Here is a 20,558-nt window from a genome sequence, read left to right as displayed (position 1 = left end):
GAGCACGGAACAACAAGGTTGCCTGGGCAGCAAATATTTTTTATATGACGAAGCCGTATAAAACAAAAAAGGCCTGCAATAAATTGCAGGCCTTTTGTATAAGTCAAATAATACTATTTAGCATTTTTCTTCTCAGTAACCTCAGTACGGATCTCTTGAGCAAGTCCTTTTAGATCTTGCATTGCTTTACGAACTCTTGTACCGGCAGCGCCGTTACCTGAATTATAAAATTTATCTGCATCAGATTCGATACCTGCGATAAGCTGTTTTAGTTTTGAAAATTTTTCCATGTTTTTCTTAAGTTAAGATTTTAAAATATTTGATATAACGCTCTAAAGGTAATAATTATTGGATTTGCACCAAATCAATGTTTCAGAATCTGTCATCATTTTTTCCACATCCAACCGCTTTTGTTAATAAAGTTGGCTACAACATAACCATTTGCCCGGTTCTTACCGATTCATCACATGCAAAAGCGATTCTTAAGCTGTTTACAGCATCTTCTGTAGCATCAGTCAAGTCAAGATCTTCCTGTATAGCTTTCAGGAAAAAGCGCTGCTCACGATTGCATAATTCCTGATGATCTGGTTCATCATGCAAGTCAATCCATTCATCAGCTTTGGCAAACTCATCATCTTTATCCAGATCAGCATAATGAACTTTTATAGATTCCGTTTTAGTGTGTGAATCAATTGAATCTGATTTTCCTGATTTTGATGCCTCTTTAGCAACTATTGATACTGCCCCTTTCGGTCCAAAAACATCTTTAATAAAAAATGCCGCTTCACTAACCATAGGTCCCCAACCTGCCTCATACCAGCCCACAGAGCCATCCTCAAAACGAATTTGCAATTGCCCGTAGTTGTAATTCCATTCAGGTATTTCATCAGTAAGTCTGGCACCAATTGCACTAACCTGCACTGGTTTTGATCTGGTCATTTGGCACATTACATCAATATAATGAACTGCACAATCAACTATAGGGCTTAAGCTTTTCATCAAGTTACGGTGTACTGTCCATTTTGGACCGTGGCTTTGCTGGTTCAGGTTCATTCGCATCACCAATGGTTTACCCATTTGCTGCGAAACCTCAATAAACTTCTCCCACGATGGGTGATAGCGCAATATATAGCCAACAACCAGTTTCTTGCCTGCCTTTCTTGCAGCTTCAGCAACGCGCTCTGCTCCTTCTACAGAGTCAGCCAAAGGTTTCTCTATAAACACATGGCAGCCGCTCTCCAGCGCTTTAATTGCAAAAGCCTCATGAGTATCCGGATAAGTAGAAATGCACACCGCATCAGGCTTAGTAACCTCAAGCGCTTCATAAAAATCACTGAACAGCTGATAACTTCCGCCCAGTTTTTCATTTAATACAACCTTACTGTTACCGGTTGATACGATTCCGCATATTTCAAAGCCGTCTAAAGTGTGGTAAGCCATAGCATGAGATTTGCCCATGTTACCGCAACCAACAACCAGAACACGCAAATTTACGCTCCCAAACTCCATCCTGCACGATAATTACGTTTCACAAATTGGTTCACCTCATCAAAATTGGTAACCTTAAGGTTAGCCTTATCCCAAATCAGTTTAATATCTCTGCCCGGATAGCTAATTCCGCCATCGGCATTTCTTTTCTGAACATCAGTTCCCCTGATGGCCAGATTTGCTATTAATAACGTTTCAGTAAGCGGACCAGCTATTTCAAATGGAGAACTTAACTCTATTTTCCCATAACCAGCAATTGCAGCTTCAGCCCATTGTGTGTAATGGCCATCTTCGCCACCCGGTACACGAGGGGTTTTCTTTTTTGTATGGTCGTGCTCATTTTTAGATAAAGGCAATAACCTTGGGTTAGATCCGTAAACATCACAGATCATTTTTCCTTTTGTACCTTCAAACAATACACCATTATCTCCAAATGCCTCATTAGGTCCTAATTCAGCTGGTCGCACAGGTTTAATACCACCGTCCATCCAATGAAGCTGTAAGTCACCTTTAGTTCTCTTGGTTTCCTTAAAGGTCATGATTACATGGCTAGAAGGCGGACAGCTTTCCGGAAAATACCCCCTCTGAAACTCATCAACGTAAACACTGCCTACGCTACACTGGACATCCATTGGAGTATCCAAACCTAAAATTGTAAATGGTGGTTCAACCAGGTGGCAACCCATATCGCCAATTGCACCGGTACCATAATCCCACCAGCCTCGCCAGTTAAACGGAACCATTTTATCTATATAAGGCTTATATGGGGCACTACCCAGCCATAAATCCCAATCCAGTTCCTTAGGCACAACACCATTGGTAGCAGGCCATGAAATACCCTGAGGCCATACGGGGCGGTCAGTCCAGCAATAGACCGTATGAACTTTCCCAATTAAACCAGCCTCACACCAATCTCTCAATTGCCTAACCCCATCACCCGAAGCACCCTGGTTTCCCATTTGCGTAACTACCTGATAGCGTTTTGCAGCTTCAGTTAATACACGCGCTTCGTAAATGTCATGTGTTAATGGTTTTTGAACATACACATGTTTACCCAACTGCATTGCAGCCAGGGCTATCATGGCATGGTTATGATCAGGTGTAGAAACTACAACACCATCAATATTTTTTGCTTCCTTATCAAGCATCTGGCGGTAGTCCTTATAGTACTTCGCCTTAGGGAATCTTTTAACAGAACCAGCGGCTCTCCTATCATCAACATCACATAAAAATGCGATGTCTGATTTGCCACCCTTATAAATGTTAGCTATATCACTTTCACCTTTTCCACCAACACCAACACCGGCAACCTGTAAGCGGTCGCTTGGCGCTAAAAATCCTTTACCTCCCAAAACGTGTCTGGGTACTATCATAAAACCAGCGGCTGCAAGCGCGCTGGTTTTAATAAAGTTTCTTCTGGAATTATCTGTTGATGAGTTTAACTTATCTTCAGTCATCTTTTTTATTATTAAATATTTTTTTCTCTTCGTCATTCTGAAATAAATTCAGGATGACGAAGAATTGAAATACTACTTCTTAGCCGGGGCTTTTTTAGTTAAATCTTTTTTACTTAAATCTTTGATTCTGATATTTCTGAATTCTACCGGAGAACCATGTCCAAGGAAACCAATATGACCACTGTTACGCAATAAGCCAGGGTGTTCCTTACCATCAGCAGCACCATTCTTTCTAGCTTCAGTAATGTCACCATCAAGAATTACAGTACCATTAAGAATCACTTTAATTTTAGGGCCCTTTACAACCACCTCTTCATAATTCCACTCACCTACAGGCTTAAGGAAACCTCTTTTTGCTGGCAAGGTACCATAAACAGAACCATGATACTGATAAACATGAAGATCTTTATATATAGGAGCTTCGTTATCAAGAATTTGCAACTCCATACCTTCGTAAGCAGCATCACCTTCTAAAGGTGCCCTTATACCCAAACCATTGTTAGCGCCAGGAGTTAATTTAAACTCAAAACGGTAAATAAAATCGCTAAATTCTTCTTTAGTAAACAAATTACCACCTGAACCTTTTCCTGGTTTCGGGCGGATAGCAATGTTACCATCTTCAATAGTATAATCAACAGTGTTACCAGTCCAGCTGTGCATGTTAGTACCATCAAACAATACTTTATAGCCGTCTTTTTTCTCTTGTGCACTCAACTCAAATGGCTTTGCACGAGGAATTTCTCTGATATAAAGATCGCGGTAAGCAACCGGCGAACCATGAGCCTGCAATTCAATCTGCTCTTCAGCAAAAATCGGAAGGCTTCTGTCCCAATAGTTCTCAAGTATTACGTTATCAGTTACCAATTCTCCGTTTAAGTAAACCGTAACACGGTCACCTTTCATTATAATACGGAAAGTATTCCACTCATCAAGTTTGTTATCAGCAACTTTAAGAGGCTTGCTTTCATTAGCCTGGTTGTTGTATAAACCACCAGAACCAACCTGAGCACCTACATTAGTACGGGCATTATCCCAAATTTGAACCTGTGGCGTACCACGTAAATAGATACCGGCGTCACCTTCACCTTTTTTGTCGTCAATAATCTTCCAGTCAACAAGCATTTCAAAATCACCATACTTTTTAACCGTAGCAAGGTTATTTCCATGGCTCATAAACTGAAGCTCGCCATTTATAGGTTTCCAGCTCTCGCGTGCTTCAGCATCAGCTTTTTCCTGTTCAGCAGCAAGCGTTTTAGCGTCCATTTTTGAACGTTTAATAGGGTCAGCTACTAAACCTTTCCAACCTGTAAGGTCAGTTCCATTATACATAGATACAAACCCTTCACCAGCCTTCATTTCGGAAATGTATTTACGCATTCCTTCTTTCTGATAACCACTATCAGGACCAGTTATTACCTCAATAGTTTTATTCAATAAGCCTTTAACCAGGTCGCCATTATAAGAACCTGCAAGTGTAATGTTCATTACAGCATTTGCAGCAGCCTGTTGTAAAGCAGCATCATTTAAATATTTACCGGCAAATGCAATAGAATTGAAACATTTAGCCTGCTCAACATCTTTTAATACCTGTTTCTTTTGCTCATCAGTTTGAGCTACAGCCATTGCATTACGAAGCAACAATAACTTCTGCTCCGCAGGATAAACACCCTCTCTAACCGAACGCAGGTAACCATTAATTGCAGTATTTAAGAAACCTGCATTTTTAGTTTCGCGTGCAATTCTAATTAATTCAGGAGCTGCATCAGCATTAGTCCATGCCGATAATGCATCCAAAGCAGCTTTTTGAGTTTGCTCATTACCTGAAGCAAAACCATCAGTAACTGCTTTTAAAGATTTCTGACCACCTAAACCTGCAAGAACTTTGTAGAAAAGTAATTTCTTGTTTTCAGGAGCCGATGCCATTTGCTGTAATACCGCATCAACCTGTTGCGAGTTGTCTCCTGAACCACTAACAGCAGCAATAATAGCTTCCTGAACAGCAGTTTCCTGAGCTCCGGAAGTTTCATTTAATAAAGTAAACAACTGAGGCAAATTGTCTTTAACAACAACACTACTTAAAGCAGTATATGCAGCTTGCTGTACTTCAGGTTTTTTACTTTTTAACTGATCATAAACTGCACTTAGCTGACCATTTGCAGCACGCGAAGCAAGTAAGTTAATTAATGCAACCTGTACGTTAGGTTTTGCCGACGGAATCGCAGCAGCAACTTTTTCAGTTATGCCAGTTCCCTTCATTCTATGAACAGCACCAGAAACCGCAGCAACATCGGCAGTATCACCTTTGCTTGCAAGTTTAAGTAAATCATCAAGTACTTGTTCCTGTCCAATATTAACAGCTGCATTTATAGCAGCCAGTTTAACAGTCTGGTTTTTGCTTTTAAGTAATTTAAGTACCGCAGGCAAAGCATCTTTAGCACCACTTTGGCCAAGCATACTTACTATACCCGCTTTGGCATCATCATTAACACCACCTAATTTTTTAACCCAGGCAGCAGTAGATGCCGATGTAACATAAGGTACCGCAAATTTAAATGCAGCAGCACGATATTCAGCATTTTTATCGCCTGCAGCTTCTAAAAGGATATCCTGGTTGTTGTCTTTATTTGCTTCAACCAATACCTTTAAAGCACCGGTACGTACACCTACTAATTCATCAGAATTAGCTTTGGTAGTAATCTCTTTTGCTATTTTTTCAGCAAGTTCTTTATTACCGTTTTTAAGCAATTGCTCAGCATAAATTAAGTAAACCGCAGCAGAGTTTGTGTTCTCATACTTAAAGCCACTTTTATCAGCCGCAGCTGCAAATGCCGGTGCCGAAGAAGGATCAGCAATATAAGCAAGTGCATATAAGGCAACTTTAGCAACATTTTCATCGCTGCTGGCTGCTAAAGCATTAATAGGCTGTGCTGCTTCTTTAAAGCGGCTATCGCCTAACGATTCTATAACAGAAAGTTTAGCCGTGCCATTGGCTTTTGCCAAACCGGCTAACAAAGCTGCTTTTGATGCAGGGGTATTAATTTTAACCAATGCCCTTGCTGCAGGATCTGCCAGATGATCATCAGTTAAATAGCCCTGTAAACAAGCAACAGCATCATCTTTACCAACCAGATCAAACTGGCTGATGATAAATGATTTGTTCTGTTTATCAGTTAATTTATCCAGAGCTTTGCAATAAGCACCAACGGCCATTTTTCTCCAGTCTTCTTTTCCATTCTGCGTGATGTAAGCAGAAAATCCACCAACTGTATATTCAATTAATGAATTGTTACCCTTACCGGGTGCTGTTAGTCCGCTTATTAAAGTAACATAGCCCTCTTCACCAAGATTGGCAATATCGTTCACGTTGTTTTTAAACAACTCAGCGTCGTTTGCAGGCATCTGAGCAAGCAAATCAGCAATGCGGGTGGTAATGGTTCGTTCGTCTTTTTTTGCCTGTCCGTTTGCCACATCTTGCAGCATTAAAACCGCCAACAGGATAAAGAATATCTTTTTTATCATTATGATATGTGTAAAATGTTAATCTGAATTGTTTTAATTAAATAGTGAAAGGTGCGCGCATTACAGGATTAATTAATCTGTTAGCTCCTTCATCATCAATAAACTCTTGTTTTACGGGATCAAACTTTAATGAACGGCCCAACCTCAAAGCAATTAAGCCGATGTTAACGATATTACATGAACGGTGTCCATTCTCCTCATTTAAAGCAAACTTCTGTCTGGTTTTTACAGACTCAACAAAATCAGTCATTTGCGGTGTAGGGTCAGGGAAAGCAGCCAGTTTTCTTTCCAGATCAGGAATATCCGATTTAAAGCCCGGATATAATTTACCTTTAGGTCCCTCAATGTAAGGTACATTAGTATCTTTTCCTTCGCCGTCTAAAATGATCTGGCAACCATCAGCATAAGTATAAGTTATCCTTCTCCAAATTCCAACTGCATCAGTATGCTGTTGTGGAGCATCAATTTCAACAGAAACCGGACTGGTATCATCTTTACCTAAAAAGTATTGAATCGGGTCAATATAATGTTGTCCCATATCACTTAAACCGCCACCATCATAATCCCAATATCCACGGAAAGTTTGGTGCACCCTGTGTGCATTGTATGGTTTATAAGGTGCAGGGCCAAGCCATCTGTCATAATCCAATTCAGGAGGTACCGGCTGAGGCTCAAGATGATCCTTACCGACCCAGTAAAACTTCCAGTCGTAACCAGTATGTTTACCTACAGTAACCTTTAAAGGCCAACCCAGCAAGCCACTGTCAACCAATTTCTTAATCGGTTTTACAGTAGTACCCATTCCATAAAAAGTATCTTTAAAGCGGAACCAGGTATTTAAACGGAACATTCGGCCATGCTTTTGTACAGCTTCCATTACACGTTTACCTTCGCCAATAGTATGTGTCATTGGTTTTTCACACCAAACATCTTTACCGGCATTTGCAGCATCAACAGCCATAATACCATGCCAATGCGGCGGGGTGGCAATGTGTACAATATCAACTTCAGGAAGTTTAATTAGCTCACGATAATCGCCAAACGTTTTAACTCCCTTATCCAGCATAGATGTTGCAAGGTCAAGATGTCTTTTATCAACATCACAAACAGCAACTACCTGAGTGCCATCGTATGTAAAATGACCACGACCCATTGACCCAACGCCTATCACAGCCTTAGTCAACCTATCGCTTGGCGCAATAAATCCTGTTCCTCCAAGTACATATCTTGGTACAATGGTAAATGCGGCCAGTCCTACTGCCGATTTTTTAATAAAATCCCTTCTGGTGTTTTTTTCTTGAGGTTCTTTAGGTTTCATATATGTGGTTATTGAGATTCAATCAGTATTACCTGTTATGGCATTGCTAAATCGAATACTTGCAGTGATAATATTAGCGAGAAATTGTGAAAAAGACAAAACATTGTTTAATTATTTACGTAATAAAAATACTTTTATAATTTTTTAACATAAGTTATCTATATTTAGCAAAATAGAGTAATAAATAATATGAATCTTCATCTATTAAATAATATAACAAAACCTGCACGTGATAAGCAGCTGATCTATAAATATCAGCTTGTGAAACATCTTTTTAATTTAGGTGCCTGCTCTGTTTCCACACTATGTGACACCATGAACATGAGCACACCCAGTGTTTTAAAGTTAATCACTAATTTAATAGAAGAAGATTGGATAGAAAAGAAAGGCTACGGAATATCAATGGGTGGCCGAAAACCCGATTTGTACGGCCTAAAGGATAAAAAAATTCTTATTCTTTGTATTGATATAGAACTGTTCCATACCAAAATAGCTGTTATGGACAATAACTATAATTATATAGTAGAGGCCAATACCATAGCCCTCCCTATTTCAAAAAGCAACAGATCAGATTTCTTTAACATTTTAAATACTTATGTTCTGGATATTTTAAAAGCCCAAAACATTACTCACGAACAACTAATTGGCTGCAGTGTAGGTATGCCGGGTCTTATTGATTCAGAAAAAGGGAAAAGCTTCAGCTATTTTCTTAGCGATCAGGAAAACACTTCTTTAACAGCCGCATTCGAAACCACGCTGAAACTACCTGTTATTATACAAAATGACGTTAATGGATCGTCAATGGCCGAGTTTACACATGGAATGGCAAAAGGCAAACAAAATGCTTTGATCCTGTTGATGGATTGGGGTGTTGGTTTAGGAATTATAATGGATGGTAAATTAAGGAAAGGTGCATGTGGTTTTTCGGGCGAGCTGGGCCATATTCCCTTTGTAGAGAATGGTGCACTGTGTTATTGTGGCAAACATGGCTGTCTGGAAACCATTGCCTCGGGCAATGCCCTATCAGCAATGGCCAAAGAAGGTATTTTATCTGGCAAAAACTCAATGCTCAACAAACTCTCTAACGAGGAATTACAAAGAATTGAGCCCGATGTTATTATCGAAACAGCAAATAAAGGCGATCAGTATGCCATCCAGTTGTTATCTAATATAGGCACCTATATGGGTAAGGGAATCTCTGTACTTATTCAGCTTTTTAATCCGGAACTGATTATTTTGAGCGGCAAAATTGCCGAAGCAAAACAATATATAACTCTCCCTATGCAGCAGGCCATTAATACCTATTGTATGACGCAAATAAGAGAGCGCACCACAATTGTATCATCTGAGCTTGGCGAAAACTCACGGCTTTTAGGGTATGCTACCACAGGTATTGATTATTTTCTGGATGCCTGCATTAAAAAAGCTGGAAAATCAAAATCCAAAGTCTCTGTTTAGAACAAGAGATTTTAGTAGGCAACCCTAACTCCCTATTTCAATTTTTTCTAAAAATCTAAAACAAAATCAACCAAAAATGCCTTAACTTAACTGACAAACTAGTTAATTATGGCATTTATAGATTATTACAAAACTCTTGGACTTGAAAAAAGTGCCACCCAGGACGATATTAAAAAAGCCTACAGAAAATTGGCCAGAAAATATCACCCTGATCTAAACCCAAATGACAAAGATGCCAACCGACAATTCCAGCAAATAAATGAGGCTAATGAAGCATTAAGTGATCCCGAAAAGCGTAAAAAATACGATGAATATGGAGAACATTGGAAAAATGCCGATCAGTTTGAACAAGCAAAACAATCACAACAGCAAAATGCATACTCAGGAGGAGGTGGTGGTTACCAGGGCGGGGGCTTTAGCAGTGCAGATTTTGGAGGAGAAGGATTTAGTGGAGGTGGAGACTTTTCAGACTTCTTTGAATCTTTATTCGGAAATGCAGGCGCTCAATCAAAACGTGGAAGCCGTAAGTTTAAAGGACAAGATTATCAGGCCGAAATTAACATATCACTTCTTGATGCCTACAACACGCACAAGCAAACGCTGGCTGTAAATGGCAAAAACTTAAGGATAACCATTCCGGCTGGTATAGCTAACGGGCAAACCATCAAATTAGGCGGTCAGGGTGCACCGGGTGCCAATGGCGGCTCAAATGGCGATTTATACATCACCTTTAATATTAGCGAAGATCCTCATTTTAAAAGACTTAACAACGACCTATATACCAACGCAGAAATAGATCTTTATACCGCTGTTCTTGGTGGCGATGTAACAGTTACCACATTTGATAGTAAAGTAAAACTAAAAGTAGCTCCCGGAACTCAAAATAATACTAAAGTACGGTTAAAAGGCAAAGGTTTTCCGGTTTACAAAACCGAAGGAGAATTTGGAAACCTCTTTGTAACCTATACTATAAAAATACCAACAGAACTTACAGAGAAACAGAAAGAGCTTTTTAACGAACTAAAAAACCTGGGCTAAACCATTTACATCAGTTAACCATGGAAACAGAACTAATAACCATAACAGAATATTGCTTTAAATACGATATTGAACCCGAGTTTATTGTATCGCTCGAGGACTCCGGAATCATTTCATTGATAACGGTTGAATCAGAAAAGTGCATCCACATAAAACAATTCGGGGAGCTTGACAGATATATTCATTTGCACTACGATTTGCAAATCAATATTGAGGGCATAGATGCAATCCGCCATTTGCTAGAAAAAGTAGATGCCATGCAACAAGAAATTAAGGAACTTAAAAGCCAATTGCATCTACATCAATAGTACATCTACATCACTAGAAGGTTATGCATTCCTAACACCCCTACTTTCCTATAAAAATACTTGTGACGAAAAGACCTAGCATTCATTTGCGCTTTTTCAGCGCAATTGAATGCAGTCTTAGAGTAACAAGCATTTTTAATTGTCAAAAACCACAGTCTTATTCTTATAAACAAACACCCTATCGCCAAGAACCAGCCTCATGGCCTTTGCCAGCACCGCAGTTTCAATCTCCTTGCCCGACCGTACCATATCCTTAACCGTAAACGAATGATTTACAGGAATAATCTGCTGAGCAATTATTGGCCCTTCATCTAAATCATTAGTAACAAAGTGAGCTGTGGCGCCAATCAGCTTCACCCCTCTTTCAAAAGCCTGTTTATACGGATTAGCGCCGGCAAAAGCAGGCAAAAAAGAATGATGGATATTAATAATCCGATCCGCAAAGCAAGCTACAAATCGAGGCGACAAAATCCTCATAAACTTAGCCAGAATTACATAATCAGGGTTATAGGCATTTATCTGATCAATCATTTCCTGCTCCGGATCATCCCCCTCATAAGCATAAGAAATCAAAGAAAAAGGAACATCAAAGCGTTCACAAATTTTTTGCAGAACATCATGATTGCCAATAACGCCAACAACAGTTGCACCTAAAGTACCAAAGTTATTGCGCACCAAAATATCGGCGAGGCAATGATATTCTTTAGTAACCATTACCACAATCCTTTTTTCGGCAACCGGATTAACATGAATAAGTGCACCGGCAGGTAAAATCTGGCGCATACTTTCGGTAAGTAAAGCCTCGTCAGCATATCCATCTACATCAAGGCGCATAAAAAACATACTTTCGGCCTTATCCACGTGTTCCCTCATGGAAACAATGTTGAGTTTTGCTGCAGATAAAATCTGCGAAATATCGGCAACCAGCCCTATCTGATCTTTACACTGTATTATTATTATCATCGATTGTTAAAATAGGAAAGCAAGATAATAATATTTCTTACAAGCCTGCACCTACTACTCTGCCGATCTAAAGTATTTTGAATCGGCAAGGTATTTCAATATCGAATCAGGGTCTTTATCCTTAACCTCATTAACAGAAAACTCCTGCAAATGGCCCAGTTCCAATAATGAACCACAACCAGCCTCAATAAACAAGTTCTTAAGCGGTTCATTCTTATCAATATGGTAAGAGTTAAAGGTCGAAAGCGCATCAATTTCAAGGTATATTTTATCCGCTTTTTGCAATCCGGCAAGCTTTTCAAGCTTAATACCCTCAGGCGTACCACTATTGGTTAAAAATAAAAAGGTATGAATAACCAGCCTGTCGCCATGCAGTTCAACCTGCAGGTATCCTGCTTTTTTATCAGACAGATAAAACTCAACCAAACTCCTGTTGTAATCCTTATGGTGTTTAATTTCCTTATCCATAAAAATCATAAAGGCAATAGAGTGCATAATGCCGGGGGTAATATCTATCCGGTTCTGCAACCTGTCTAACGCATGTATTTGTATGTAAACATCAAGCGATACATCTAGCCCTACAACCTCAAAACCAAGTGCCGAAGGTTTAACTTTGGCAAATACCCAGTTAAATTCCCCATCAACCCAGCCCAGGCGAATCATAGAGCGGGGTTTACCATCGATGTTTTAGTGGTTTTAAACTCATGCAAATAAATATCGTTGTGATTGCTGCTGATCTCAAGACAAGCTGTTTCGCTATAATCGGCCTTAATAATACTCTTATTCAAGTCCCTCAAAAACACAATAATATCCTGCACCAGTACATCTATCATTTCCTGAATTTTTAAATAAGAATCCGTTTCCGGGAACTAATCCTTAAAAGCCTCTTTCAAAAGCGCAGCACTGGGGAAGTAATTGGCATGAACCACATGCAGGAAATTGATTAACAACAAACCTTCAGACAGAAGCATACTAAACAATATCCGCTCGCCATTCATTAAGGTAATACACTGATCTTCTAAAAAAGCATTGAGCAGCTTATTGGCCTTTAACACTGTTGATTTAGAAACTTCAGACTCAGGACTGGCCTTTATTTTAATGCCGGGTACCTGGTGGCATACATATGAGAAAGAATAGCTGCCGGGAATTTTTCGAAATAGCCTGGACCCACCAACGCATTACAAAGCAGCTCTACCCGCTCCACAAACCTTTTCTGATGCATTAATGCCTGTTTGGCAGCATCCGGATTTGAATTACCATTGCCCTTTTTCTTTTTCTGTTTGCTCATGCTTTTTTATGTTGATTGTCGGTTTCTGCTAAAATATATAAGAATGGGTTATAAATGGTAACTTTTAATATAAACCACTGTTAAATAGCACTTAAACTTTATAATGGCTTAACATTGCAATGATATTTTTGCTAAAAGCAAAATTACCATGAACTCTGTATTCAACTTTTTTAGCCCTAAAGACAAAGTATTCCAACCCATGTTTGAGCAGGCCAGCAACAACCTGGTGCTAATTGCCAAAACCCTGGTACTGGCAGTAAACACCCCTGAACAGGAAAAAAGAAAGACGCATATAAAGGAAATTGAAAGACTTGAAGAGGTTGGCGATGGTTTTAAACATGCCATCATTTTGGGTTTAGGCAAAACATTTATTACTCCGTTCGACCGGGAGGATATCCATGCGCTGGCTAGTTCTTTGGATGATATTATTGATTATATCTATGCCTCAGCCATGAATATGGACTTGTACAACCTAAAAACCATAACCAAGCCAATGATAGAGCTTGCTGAGCTGCTTTTAGAAATGTGCAAGGATATTAATACTGCTGTTGCCGAGCTTAAAGACCTTACCAACACCAAGCTAATTGCCGAGATATGCATTAAAATTAATAAAGGAGAAAGCACAGCCGATTATATCTGTAACACTGCCCTAGGTAAGCTATTTGATAATCAAGCCAATGCCATTGAACTGATTAAACAGAAAGAGGTACTGCAAACTATGGAAATTGCTTCGGATAAATGCGATGATGTAGCAAATGTTCTGGAAACAATACTTATTAAAAATGCTTAGAATAATTCCAAATAGTTTGGCGCTATTTTACTTAACATACAATTAAATTTCACAAAATATTAGGGCGCTAGGTTTGTAACAAACAACAAGACAAACTATGACTGTGAAATTTATTAAAACAAAAACTCTTGCCGTTGCAGTAGCAACTTTTGCTGCTGCAGCCATTGCGGTTTCTTCATGCAAAAAGGATTCAAAAGACACCGGAGCAGAAGAACAAGTGGTATTAAAAGATTATTCTGTAACTCCTGTACTGCTCAAAAAACTTTCAGGATTCGAAAACCTGGAGCTGTTTTCTCTTTTTAGCAGTGAAGACAAATTCCCTGAATCTGAAGGCTATACCTTTGGCGGTTCTGCCGATGGGGCCGGGCTTGTAAAAAATCCCGCTGGAGGTTATGTAATGATGGTAAACAATGAAGATAACTATTCGGTTTCCAGGATCTCGTTTAACAACAACCTTAAGCCAGTAAAAGGCGAGTATGCAATAAATTCTGACGGTGGCCAATGGCGCTTATGTTCAGGAACCATGGTTACCAAAGAAGAAAATGGTTTTGGGCCATTCTATTTAAGCGTTGGCGAAAGTGCTGTAGAGGCACAAACACATAAACTTAACCCTCTTGTTTCGGGCAAGCAAAGCGGAACAGCTACTGCAGGCTTAGGCCATTGGAGCGGAGAAAATGCCGTTCCACTTAACAAAGATGCCTATACCGGAAAAACTGTAATAGTTATGGGCGAGGATGCTGATGATGCATCTGGTGGTCAGGTAGTTCTTTACGTTGCAAACACAGTTGGCGATCTGGATAACGGAACCCAATACATGTTGAAACGTACTGATGGCAATCAAAAAGAAACAGACATGAAAGTGGGCTCATCATACGATGTTGAATTTGTTAAAATAGAAAACCACAAAACAATTACAGGAGCCCAGATCCAGGCAATGGTTGACCCACTTAAGGCCATTAAATTTGGCCGTGTAGAGGATGTAGATTACCGCAAAGGCAGTGCTGCTAACTCAAGAGAAGTGTATTTTAACGTAACCGGACAAGCGGCAACAGGCTTTAATGCCGATAACTCAAGAACTGTATTTGGCCGTACTTACAAACTGGTTTTAAATGCCAGCGACCCAACAAAAGGCAAACTAGAGTGTATTCTTGATGGAGATGATAAAAGCGGACCGGCAAAAGAGTTTCAAAATCCTGATAACATCTGTGTAACTACAAATTATGTTTACATACAAGAAGATTCAAACACATACGGTGGCGAAACTCATGACGCTTACATCTACCAATATAATATTGCTACCAAAGAAGTTAAAAAAGTAGTTGAAATAGATCACCGCCGTTCTGACCCTAAATTTAAAGCAACTGCTGCAAAAGGAAATTGGGAGTACGGTGCACTTGTTGATATTTCTGATGTAATAGGTATCCCTAACACTTTTACCCTTTGCATACAGCCACACACCTGGAGAGAAGATGCTTTTAAAGGCAAAGACGGTGGTTCTAAACGTCCGGATGAGAATCAAGGCAGCCAGGTTGTTATCATCAAAGGTTTAGCAAGATAATCATCAATGAAAAAAATCGCCATTGTTGTTATTATGGTTATGGCTTGCCTGGGCTGTACCCACACTCAAAAAACTTTGCCGGCAGACCTAGTAAAGCAGTATTATATCCTTCAAATCGCGAAGGCCGATACGCTTGTAAAACAACTCTACAGCAAAGTTCAAAACAATGCCCCTGCAGATAGTATAAAGCAGGCATTTAAGGTGGCCAGACTTGCCTATAAAAAAACTGAGTTTCTGGCCGAGTACTATAATCCTTTAACTGCCAAATCTATAAACGGGGCTCCTATTTCTTCAATGGACGATAACGATCAACATAAAATTGATGCTCCGGAGGGCTTTCAGGTTATAGAGCCCTTCATTTTTCCTCAATACACCAATAACCGGAAAAGTGAACTGCTTCAGGAAATAGGCATCCTTAAATCAAACTTTGTAAGGCTTAAATCGGTAGCCCAGCATCAGGAACTTGCCAATGCACAGGTATTTGATGCCTTACGAACAGAGGTTTTCAGAATTATTACCTTAGGTATTTCAGGCTTTGATGCACCAATAGCCCAAAATTCAATGGCCGAGGGTGCCGCAGCACTAACCTCAGTTAAAGAAGTACTGAACATCTACAAACCAGAGTTTAAAAACCAAACCAAACTTAATAATACAGTTCAATTGTTAGATAAAGGCATTAAGAATTTAGCTGCCAGTAGTAATTTCAACGCTTTCGACAGGATGCAATTCATTACCGCCTATGCCAACCCGCTTTCTGCATCTATCCTAAATTTATCGCAGCAATTAGGGAATCCTGAATTTAAAGACCTGAGGGCGCTTAAGGCAAACGCAGCTACCCTATTTGATGAAAATGCATTCGATGCCAATTATTATACAGCCAGTTACGATGCCCATATGAGCAAAGAAAAAGCTGAGCTGGGCAAGCTATTGTTTTACGATGTAATACTTTCCGGATCTAAAAACAGATCGTGCGGTTCCTGCCATAAACCAGAATTGGCTTTTACCGATGGTGTAGCTAAAAACGCTACCATAAATGGCAAATCGCTAGTAAAAAGAAACACCCCAACTATTTTAAATGCCGGGCTACAAGCAGCCTCGTTTTACGACAACAGGGTCAATTACCTCGAAGATCAGGCTACTGATGTAATTAGCAATGCCGATGAAATGCACGGTTCAATGCCTACAGCTGTAAAAAGATTAAAAGAAAATCCCGCGTATGTACTTAAATTTAATGCTGCTTTTCCTAAATCTAAAGAATCTGTAAGCGACTATAACATCCGAAATGCCCTTGGCAGTTATATAAGAACCCTTACCAGTTTAAATTCGCCATTTGACAAATATGTTCGGGGCGACAAAACCAAGCTTACCAAGCAAGAATTAAATGGGTTTAACCTATACATGGGCAAAGCCAAATGTGGAACCTGCCATTTCACCCCTTTATTTAACGGGACTGTTCCGCCAGATTTTAGGGTTACCGAAACCGAGGTAATAGGCGTACCATTAAACGCCAGCAGTAAAGAAATAGACACCGACCCGGGCAAATACAATTTAAGAAAACTAACCTTATACAAAAACGCCTTTAAAACACCAACCGTTAGAAACATAGCGCTTACCGCACCGTACATGCACAACGGTATTTACAAAACCCTTGAAGAGGTTGTAGATTTTTATAATGAAGGCGGGGGTGTTGGCCTTGGTATGGATATTCCAAATCAAACATTGCCTTTCGACAAGCTGAACCTTACAGATACTGAGAAAAAAGATATTGTTGCTTTCTTAAAAAAACTGACCGACAATACAAAACGATAACACAAACATTACAAACAGCAAAAGGCCAATAACGCGTGCGTTATTGGCCTTTTGCATGTTACACAAAGCCTATTTACTAAACTTGTAAATAGAAGTTGTTTTATACGTTTGCCCGGGGTTTAAAACCGTTGATGGAAAAGCCGGCTGATTCGGAGAGTCAGGAAAGTGTTGAGTTTCCAAGGCAAGTGCTGTTCTAAAATCATCTTTTGCACCACCTTTAAATACATTTTTGCTTTGCATAAAGTTGCCGCTATAAAACTGTAAGCCAGGCTCCTGAGTATAAATATCCATTATCACGCCCGATTTATCACCTTTTACAGTAGCAGCGTGAGTCATACCCAGACCTTTGGTGCCATTTAACACAAAGTTATGATCATAACCTTTACCTGCTTTTAACTGATCGTTTGCCTCTTCAATGCGTTTACCAATAGTGGTAGCAGTTGTAAAATCAAACGGAGTACCTTTTACAGTTACATTTTTACCCAGAGGGATTAAAGTAGTATCAACCGGAGTATAAAGATCTGCAAAGATCTGCAAGTCGTGGTTTAAAATATCGCCACTACCCTCTCCATTCAGGTTAAAGAAAGCATGATTGGTAAGGTTAACCACAGTTTTCTTATCAGTAGTAGCCTCATAATCCATTTTCAGTTCATTATCATCGTTAAGGCTATAAGTAACCTTTACTTTAAGGTTTCCAGGGTAGCCCTCTTCCATGTCTTTTGACAGGTAAGTAAGTACCAGCGTTTGCGAATCAGGCATGGCAGCATCCCAAACTACAGCCTGAAATCCTTTTTTACCACCATGTAAGGTATTTTGGCCGTTATTGAGTGCCAAAGTATATTGTTTGCCATCAAGACTGAATTTGCCTTTGGCAATTCTGTTGCCATAACGACCAATTGTAGCACCAAAATATGGCTCAGACGAATTCACAAACCCATCAACACTATCAAACCCAACTACCACATCAACCAGTTTACCATCCTTATCTGGCACTAGTAAACTCACCAGCCTGCCACCATAATTGGTAAATGCTGCCTGTACATTGTTTTTATTTTTAAGCACATACAGATTGGTTTTTTTACCATCAATTTCCTTTTGGAATTTTGTACTATCTAACTGAACGGTTGTAGCAGTAGTATCAGCTTGCTCAGTAGTTTCATTAACCTTTTTTGGCTCATTACATGCTGTAATTGCAAGTAAAAATATTGCAGCTAAGCCCGGTTTTAATGTTTGTTTCATTTAGTATTTGGTTTTTAGTTATAAGGTGTTGTATTAATTTCGATAAGCCTAAATTAATGTATTAATTTAAAAGCATCCCCATAACTGCAGTATTTTTCAATTAATTCTTTTAATTAATCTAATAATACCTCTTGGTTTTCATTAGCTCAACCTCTCCTGTAATTTCATCAAAGGATGGTGCAGATTTAGATTTTGAACGTAATTTTTTCAGAATATGAGCGAAAGCTAAAAACAATTGCCCTGTTTTAATTGTAATAATATTGTTCTCATTTTTTTTGCAACAAAATAGCATATACCAGCCTGCAAACCGTTCGGTCAGCCTTTAGAAATTCTCTAATTCTCGCATAGTAATAACAGGTGTTTCACGCCTGTGCTGCAGGTCTGTATTCCTGCTCAATTCTGGCTTAGCCCCTGTGATGCCCGGGCGTTAGTCTTCTGGTTAATATATAGCAAGAAAAGCCTGACTAAGCACTTTAGCCAACCTGACACTCAAAGATCATTCTAAAACCGTAAAAAACGCTTAAAGTGTCTTATTGCGCATAATCTGTTAATAACTGCTGTAGAGCGAATAGAACGGAAAAACACATTTAAATTTCTTATATATTTAATTTTAGAATTAATTATTAAAAAAATTAAATGGAATTTGGCTTAAGTCCAGATTGGGGGAAAACACGTTTTTCAGCCTATACTATAGTCGCTTTTAGCACCATGCTCAAACAGACCTTGTACGGCCCTCGTTCGACCAGAGTCGAATATGTAGCGAACCAAGGAGGTTCCAGGCCCGAAGGATCTGAACCTCCCAAAACAATGGTGGGCAAAGGATTAGTGCGTAAAGAATTGTTATGAGTACCTCCATATTTTAATAATCATGGCTGATATTATATGGAATCTAAAAGTGATGATTTTTTAAACGCAAAAAGCGTGAAACCCCACTTACCGCTCAAGAGGCCGTAGGAGGCCCAAACACGAATAAGCAAGGCTCACGCTTTTTACGGCGCGAGCACTTTTCACTTATCGTCTCGTGTTAGTTGAAATTTCCTACGTTTCTTGAGCGAGATTCTAAATGCTAAATGCTCCAATTTCTTGGATTATTTTGCAAAAATATAATATTAGTCCATTACATATACATTTTGTTTAGACGAATATATATAGGTTTGGATGAAACGAACAAGTTAAAGAGATAGAAATTATAAAAAATTAATTAATTGGTTTAATTTACTGCAAAGTTAAAGGGGATATTTAAAAACATGTTTACAGGCTTGCCTTTGACCCTTCCGGGCATCCAGGTACCTGCTGCCTTAATTACCCGGATGGCTTCTTGTGCAAGTACGGCATTAACATAATTAGTATTTATAAAGTTACTAGCATTTCCATCCGTATCGACCTGGAATTTAATAAATACCTTACCTCCAATTTCCTTTTCTTGAGCCGATGCAGGATATCGCAAATTTCGTAATACATACTTATAAAATGCCTCCATTCCATCCTTAAAAATTGGTCCTGTTTTGTTTTCAGAATATTTGTATTCATTGCCTAAACTATCTGCAGAAAGCCCCGAAACCAAAACCCCATTCTTATATACCTCGGCATATTTTAAACCTTCTCTGGGCAGAAATCCTTTTACTTCTCCTTCCCATTTGCCATTAAGAATATCCCCTTCGGCTGTGATAACTAGTGGATCATATACATCATATTCTACGTAATGACCCATACCATCTTTAATCATATCTGCCCCTGCTGAATCCTTTAAAGCAATAATGATTGGATCTATTGCCTTCAGTTTTTTATCCTCAATTTTGGACGGATAGTACTCTTGTATCGCGTATAGATTACCGTTTTGATAATAGCGGTAAACAGGGCCAGTTAATTCGCCATTGGTATAATGCCCCATCATGCGTTTTTTTCCATTCTTATAATACTCAACTTTTTGTCCGGCGTAAATAAATGGATTAACCATGCTTGCATACCCTCTGCCCTTTAGTTTCCCATCCAGATAATAGTCTACAATTGGATATACATTTTTATCAATGTCAATGTCGTATACCACACGCTTAAAAGCCGCACTATCAATGTTTAATGTTGCCTCATCCTCATAATCATATCGCATATACACGGCTACCTGTGCATTGGCACTAGATTCTGTTAGAAACATCAAACACATCAACAGCAAAAATGTATATCCCATAGCTTATTTATTCTGTAAGTTACGCAGATTCAGAAGAAATCCAAACTCATTATCTCACCTCTTTAACCTCTATAGCATCATTAAACCAGCCATTGCTTTATCACCATCATATTTTTCAGTAAAGCTTTAGGGCTATGATT

At 39.1% G+C, this 20,558-nt stretch carries 18 protein-coding genes; 6 read left to right on the top strand and 12 right to left on the bottom strand.

Translation table 11 applies throughout. From position 1 onward, the window contains the following. Positions 1-113 precede the first annotated feature (113 nt). From CPT03_RS04765 to CPT03_RS04745, 5 genes are all read right to left on the bottom strand, one after another. A complete protein-coding gene (locus CPT03_RS04765) occupies positions 114-290 on the bottom strand; it encodes a histone H1 (protein ID WP_099437773.1) in 177 nt (58 codons plus the stop codon). Positions 291-426: 136 nt separating this feature from the next. Further along, a complete protein-coding gene (locus CPT03_RS04760; RefSeq protein WP_099437772.1) occupies positions 427-1,509 on the bottom strand; it encodes a Gfo/Idh/MocA family protein in 1,083 nt (360 codons plus the stop codon). Next, entirely contained in the window at positions 1,491-2,945 is a 1,455-nt protein-coding gene (locus tag CPT03_RS04755; RefSeq protein WP_099441012.1) for a Gfo/Idh/MocA family protein, read from the bottom strand. The genes CPT03_RS04760 and CPT03_RS04755 overlap by 19 nt, the downstream gene beginning before the upstream one ends. 72 nt (positions 2,946-3,017) lie before the next feature. Next, entirely contained in the window at positions 3,018-6,464 is a 3,447-nt protein-coding gene (locus CPT03_RS04750) for a DUF1080 domain-containing protein (RefSeq protein ID WP_099437771.1), read from the bottom strand. Positions 6,465-6,501: 37 nt separating this feature from the next. After that, positions 6,502-7,782 carry a Gfo/Idh/MocA family oxidoreductase gene (locus CPT03_RS04745; RefSeq protein WP_099437770.1) on the bottom strand — a complete coding sequence of 427 codons (1,281 nt, stop codon included), beginning with the start codon at positions 7,780-7,782 and terminating at the stop codon, positions 6,502-6,504. Between the two features lie 189 nt (positions 7,783-7,971). Here CPT03_RS04745 and CPT03_RS04740 point away from each other — a divergent pair, with 189 nt between their 5' ends. From CPT03_RS04740 to CPT03_RS04730, 3 genes are all read left to right on the top strand, one after another. Beyond that, entirely contained in the window at positions 7,972-9,240 is a 1,269-nt protein-coding gene (locus CPT03_RS04740) for an ROK family protein (RefSeq protein ID WP_099437769.1), read from the top strand. A 108-nt stretch (positions 9,241-9,348) separates the two neighbouring features. Continuing rightward, positions 9,349-10,278, top strand: coding sequence for a DnaJ C-terminal domain-containing protein (locus CPT03_RS04735; RefSeq protein ID WP_099437768.1), 930 nt, complete (start codon positions 9,349-9,351; stop codon positions 10,276-10,278). Between the two features lie 20 nt (positions 10,279-10,298). Beyond that, complete coding sequence (locus CPT03_RS04730) at positions 10,299-10,586, top strand: chaperone modulator CbpM (protein WP_099437767.1); 288 nt, start codon at positions 10,299-10,301, stop codon at positions 10,584-10,586. 135 nt (positions 10,587-10,721) lie between these two features. Here CPT03_RS04730 and purU read toward each other — a convergent pair whose 3' ends face one another. Genes purU through CPT03_RS04715 form a run of 5 tightly spaced genes read right to left on the bottom strand, consistent with a single transcriptional unit; the run spans position 10,722 to position 12,837 of the window. Next, positions 10,722-11,549: a formyltetrahydrofolate deformylase gene (gene purU, locus CPT03_RS04725; protein WP_099437766.1), complete on the bottom strand. Its 828-nt coding sequence runs from the start codon at positions 11,547-11,549 to the stop codon at positions 10,722-10,724. Positions 11,550-11,603: 54 nt separating this feature from the next. Beyond that, positions 11,604-12,212 carry a hypothetical protein gene (locus CPT03_RS04720; protein ID WP_099437765.1) on the bottom strand — a complete coding sequence of 203 codons (609 nt, stop codon included), beginning with the start codon at positions 12,210-12,212 and terminating at the stop codon, positions 11,604-11,606. Next, a complete protein-coding gene (locus CPT03_RS22760) occupies positions 12,209-12,382 on the bottom strand; it encodes a hypothetical protein (protein WP_157766358.1) in 174 nt (57 codons plus the stop codon). Before CPT03_RS22760 ends, CPT03_RS04720 begins: the two co-directional genes overlap by 4 nt. 36 nt (positions 12,383-12,418) lie before the next feature. Continuing rightward, the gene (locus CPT03_RS22755; RefSeq protein ID WP_157766357.1) at positions 12,419-12,604 is read right to left on the bottom strand and encodes a hypothetical protein; all 186 of its coding nucleotides are present in this window, start codon (positions 12,602-12,604) and stop codon (positions 12,419-12,421) included. A gap of 35 nt (positions 12,605-12,639) precedes the next feature. After that, positions 12,640-12,837 carry a hypothetical protein gene (locus tag CPT03_RS04715; RefSeq protein ID WP_099437764.1) on the bottom strand — a complete coding sequence of 66 codons (198 nt, stop codon included), beginning with the start codon at positions 12,835-12,837 and terminating at the stop codon, positions 12,640-12,642. Positions 12,838-12,985: 148 nt separating this feature from the next. Between CPT03_RS04715 and CPT03_RS04710 the strand changes: the two genes are divergently transcribed. From CPT03_RS04710 to CPT03_RS04700, 3 genes are all read left to right on the top strand, one after another. Beyond that, the gene (locus CPT03_RS04710) at positions 12,986-13,627 is read left to right on the top strand and encodes a DUF47 domain-containing protein (RefSeq protein WP_172954137.1); all 642 of its coding nucleotides are present in this window, start codon (positions 12,986-12,988) and stop codon (positions 13,625-13,627) included. A 97-nt stretch (positions 13,628-13,724) separates the two neighbouring features. Then, on the top strand, positions 13,725-15,185 hold the full coding sequence (locus tag CPT03_RS04705) for a hypothetical protein (protein ID WP_245869975.1): 1,461 nt from the start codon (positions 13,725-13,727) through the stop codon (positions 15,183-15,185). A 6-nt stretch (positions 15,186-15,191) separates the two neighbouring features. Next, positions 15,192-16,994, top strand: coding sequence for a cytochrome-c peroxidase (locus CPT03_RS04700; RefSeq protein ID WP_099437762.1), 1,803 nt, complete (start codon positions 15,192-15,194; stop codon positions 16,992-16,994). A gap of 69 nt (positions 16,995-17,063) precedes the next feature. Here the strand turns inward: CPT03_RS04700 and CPT03_RS04695 are convergent, their stop codons facing one another. Continuing rightward, the gene (locus CPT03_RS04695) at positions 17,064-18,233 is read right to left on the bottom strand and encodes an aldose epimerase family protein (RefSeq protein WP_099437761.1); all 1,170 of its coding nucleotides are present in this window, start codon (positions 18,231-18,233) and stop codon (positions 17,064-17,066) included. Positions 18,234-19,443: 1,210 nt separating this feature from the next. Next, on the bottom strand, positions 19,444-20,418 hold the full coding sequence (locus tag CPT03_RS04685; RefSeq protein WP_099437759.1) for an energy transducer TonB: 975 nt from the start codon (positions 20,416-20,418) through the stop codon (positions 19,444-19,446). Positions 20,419-20,558 lie beyond the last annotated feature (140 nt).

Origin of the sequence: Pedobacter ginsengisoli (genome assembly GCF_002736205.1) — a bacterium.
GTDB classification, from domain to species: Bacteria; Bacteroidota; Bacteroidia; order Sphingobacteriales; family Sphingobacteriaceae; genus Pedobacter; species Pedobacter ginsengisoli_A.
The sequence above is the reverse complement of the archived record's forward strand: the minus strand, read 5'-3'. Positions and strand labels throughout refer to the sequence as shown.

Excerpts from the sequence above, each read along its gene's own strand:
- CPT03_RS04710 (WP_172954137.1), top strand. The coding sequence starts at position 12,986 with ATGAACTCTGTATTCAACTTTTTTAGCCCTAAAGACAAAGTATTCCAA.
- CPT03_RS04700 (WP_099437762.1), top strand. The coding sequence starts at position 15,192 with ATGAAAAAAATCGCCATTGTTGTTATTATGGTTATGGCTTGCCTGGGC.
- CPT03_RS04745 (WP_099437770.1), bottom strand. The coding sequence starts at position 7,782 with ATGAAACCTAAAGAACCTCAAGAAAAAAACACCAGAAGGGATTTTATT.
- purU (WP_099437766.1), bottom strand. The coding sequence starts at position 11,549 with ATGATAATAATAATACAGTGTAAAGATCAGATAGGGCTGGTTGCCGAT.
- CPT03_RS22760 (WP_157766358.1), bottom strand. The coding sequence starts at position 12,382 with ATGATAGATGTACTGGTGCAGGATATTATTGTGTTTTTGAGGGACTTG.
- CPT03_RS04735 (WP_099437768.1), top strand. The coding sequence starts at position 9,349 with ATGGCATTTATAGATTATTACAAAACTCTTGGACTTGAAAAAAGTGCC.
- CPT03_RS04730 (WP_099437767.1), top strand. The coding sequence starts at position 10,299 with ATGGAAACAGAACTAATAACCATAACAGAATATTGCTTTAAATACGAT.
- CPT03_RS04695 (WP_099437761.1), bottom strand. The coding sequence starts at position 18,233 with ATGAAACAAACATTAAAACCGGGCTTAGCTGCAATATTTTTACTTGCA.
- CPT03_RS04715 (WP_099437764.1), bottom strand. The coding sequence starts at position 12,837 with ATGAGCAAACAGAAAAAGAAAAAGGGCAATGGTAATTCAAATCCGGAT.
- CPT03_RS04765 (WP_099437773.1), bottom strand. The coding sequence starts at position 290 with ATGGAAAAATTTTCAAAACTAAAACAGCTTATCGCAGGTATCGAATCT.
- CPT03_RS04750 (WP_099437771.1), bottom strand. The coding sequence starts at position 6,464 with ATGATAAAAAAGATATTCTTTATCCTGTTGGCGGTTTTAATGCTGCAA.
- CPT03_RS04755 (WP_099441012.1), bottom strand. The coding sequence starts at position 2,945 with ATGACTGAAGATAAGTTAAACTCATCAACAGATAATTCCAGAAGAAAC.
- CPT03_RS04720 (WP_099437765.1), bottom strand. The coding sequence starts at position 12,212 with ATGATTCGCCTGGGCTGGGTTGATGGGGAATTTAACTGGGTATTTGCC.
- CPT03_RS04740 (WP_099437769.1), top strand. The coding sequence starts at position 7,972 with ATGAATCTTCATCTATTAAATAATATAACAAAACCTGCACGTGATAAG.
- CPT03_RS04685 (WP_099437759.1), bottom strand. The coding sequence starts at position 20,418 with ATGGGATATACATTTTTGCTGTTGATGTGTTTGATGTTTCTAACAGAA.
- CPT03_RS04760 (WP_099437772.1), bottom strand. The coding sequence starts at position 1,509 with ATGGAGTTTGGGAGCGTAAATTTGCGTGTTCTGGTTGTTGGTTGCGGT.
- CPT03_RS04705 (WP_245869975.1), top strand. The coding sequence starts at position 13,725 with ATGACTGTGAAATTTATTAAAACAAAAACTCTTGCCGTTGCAGTAGCA.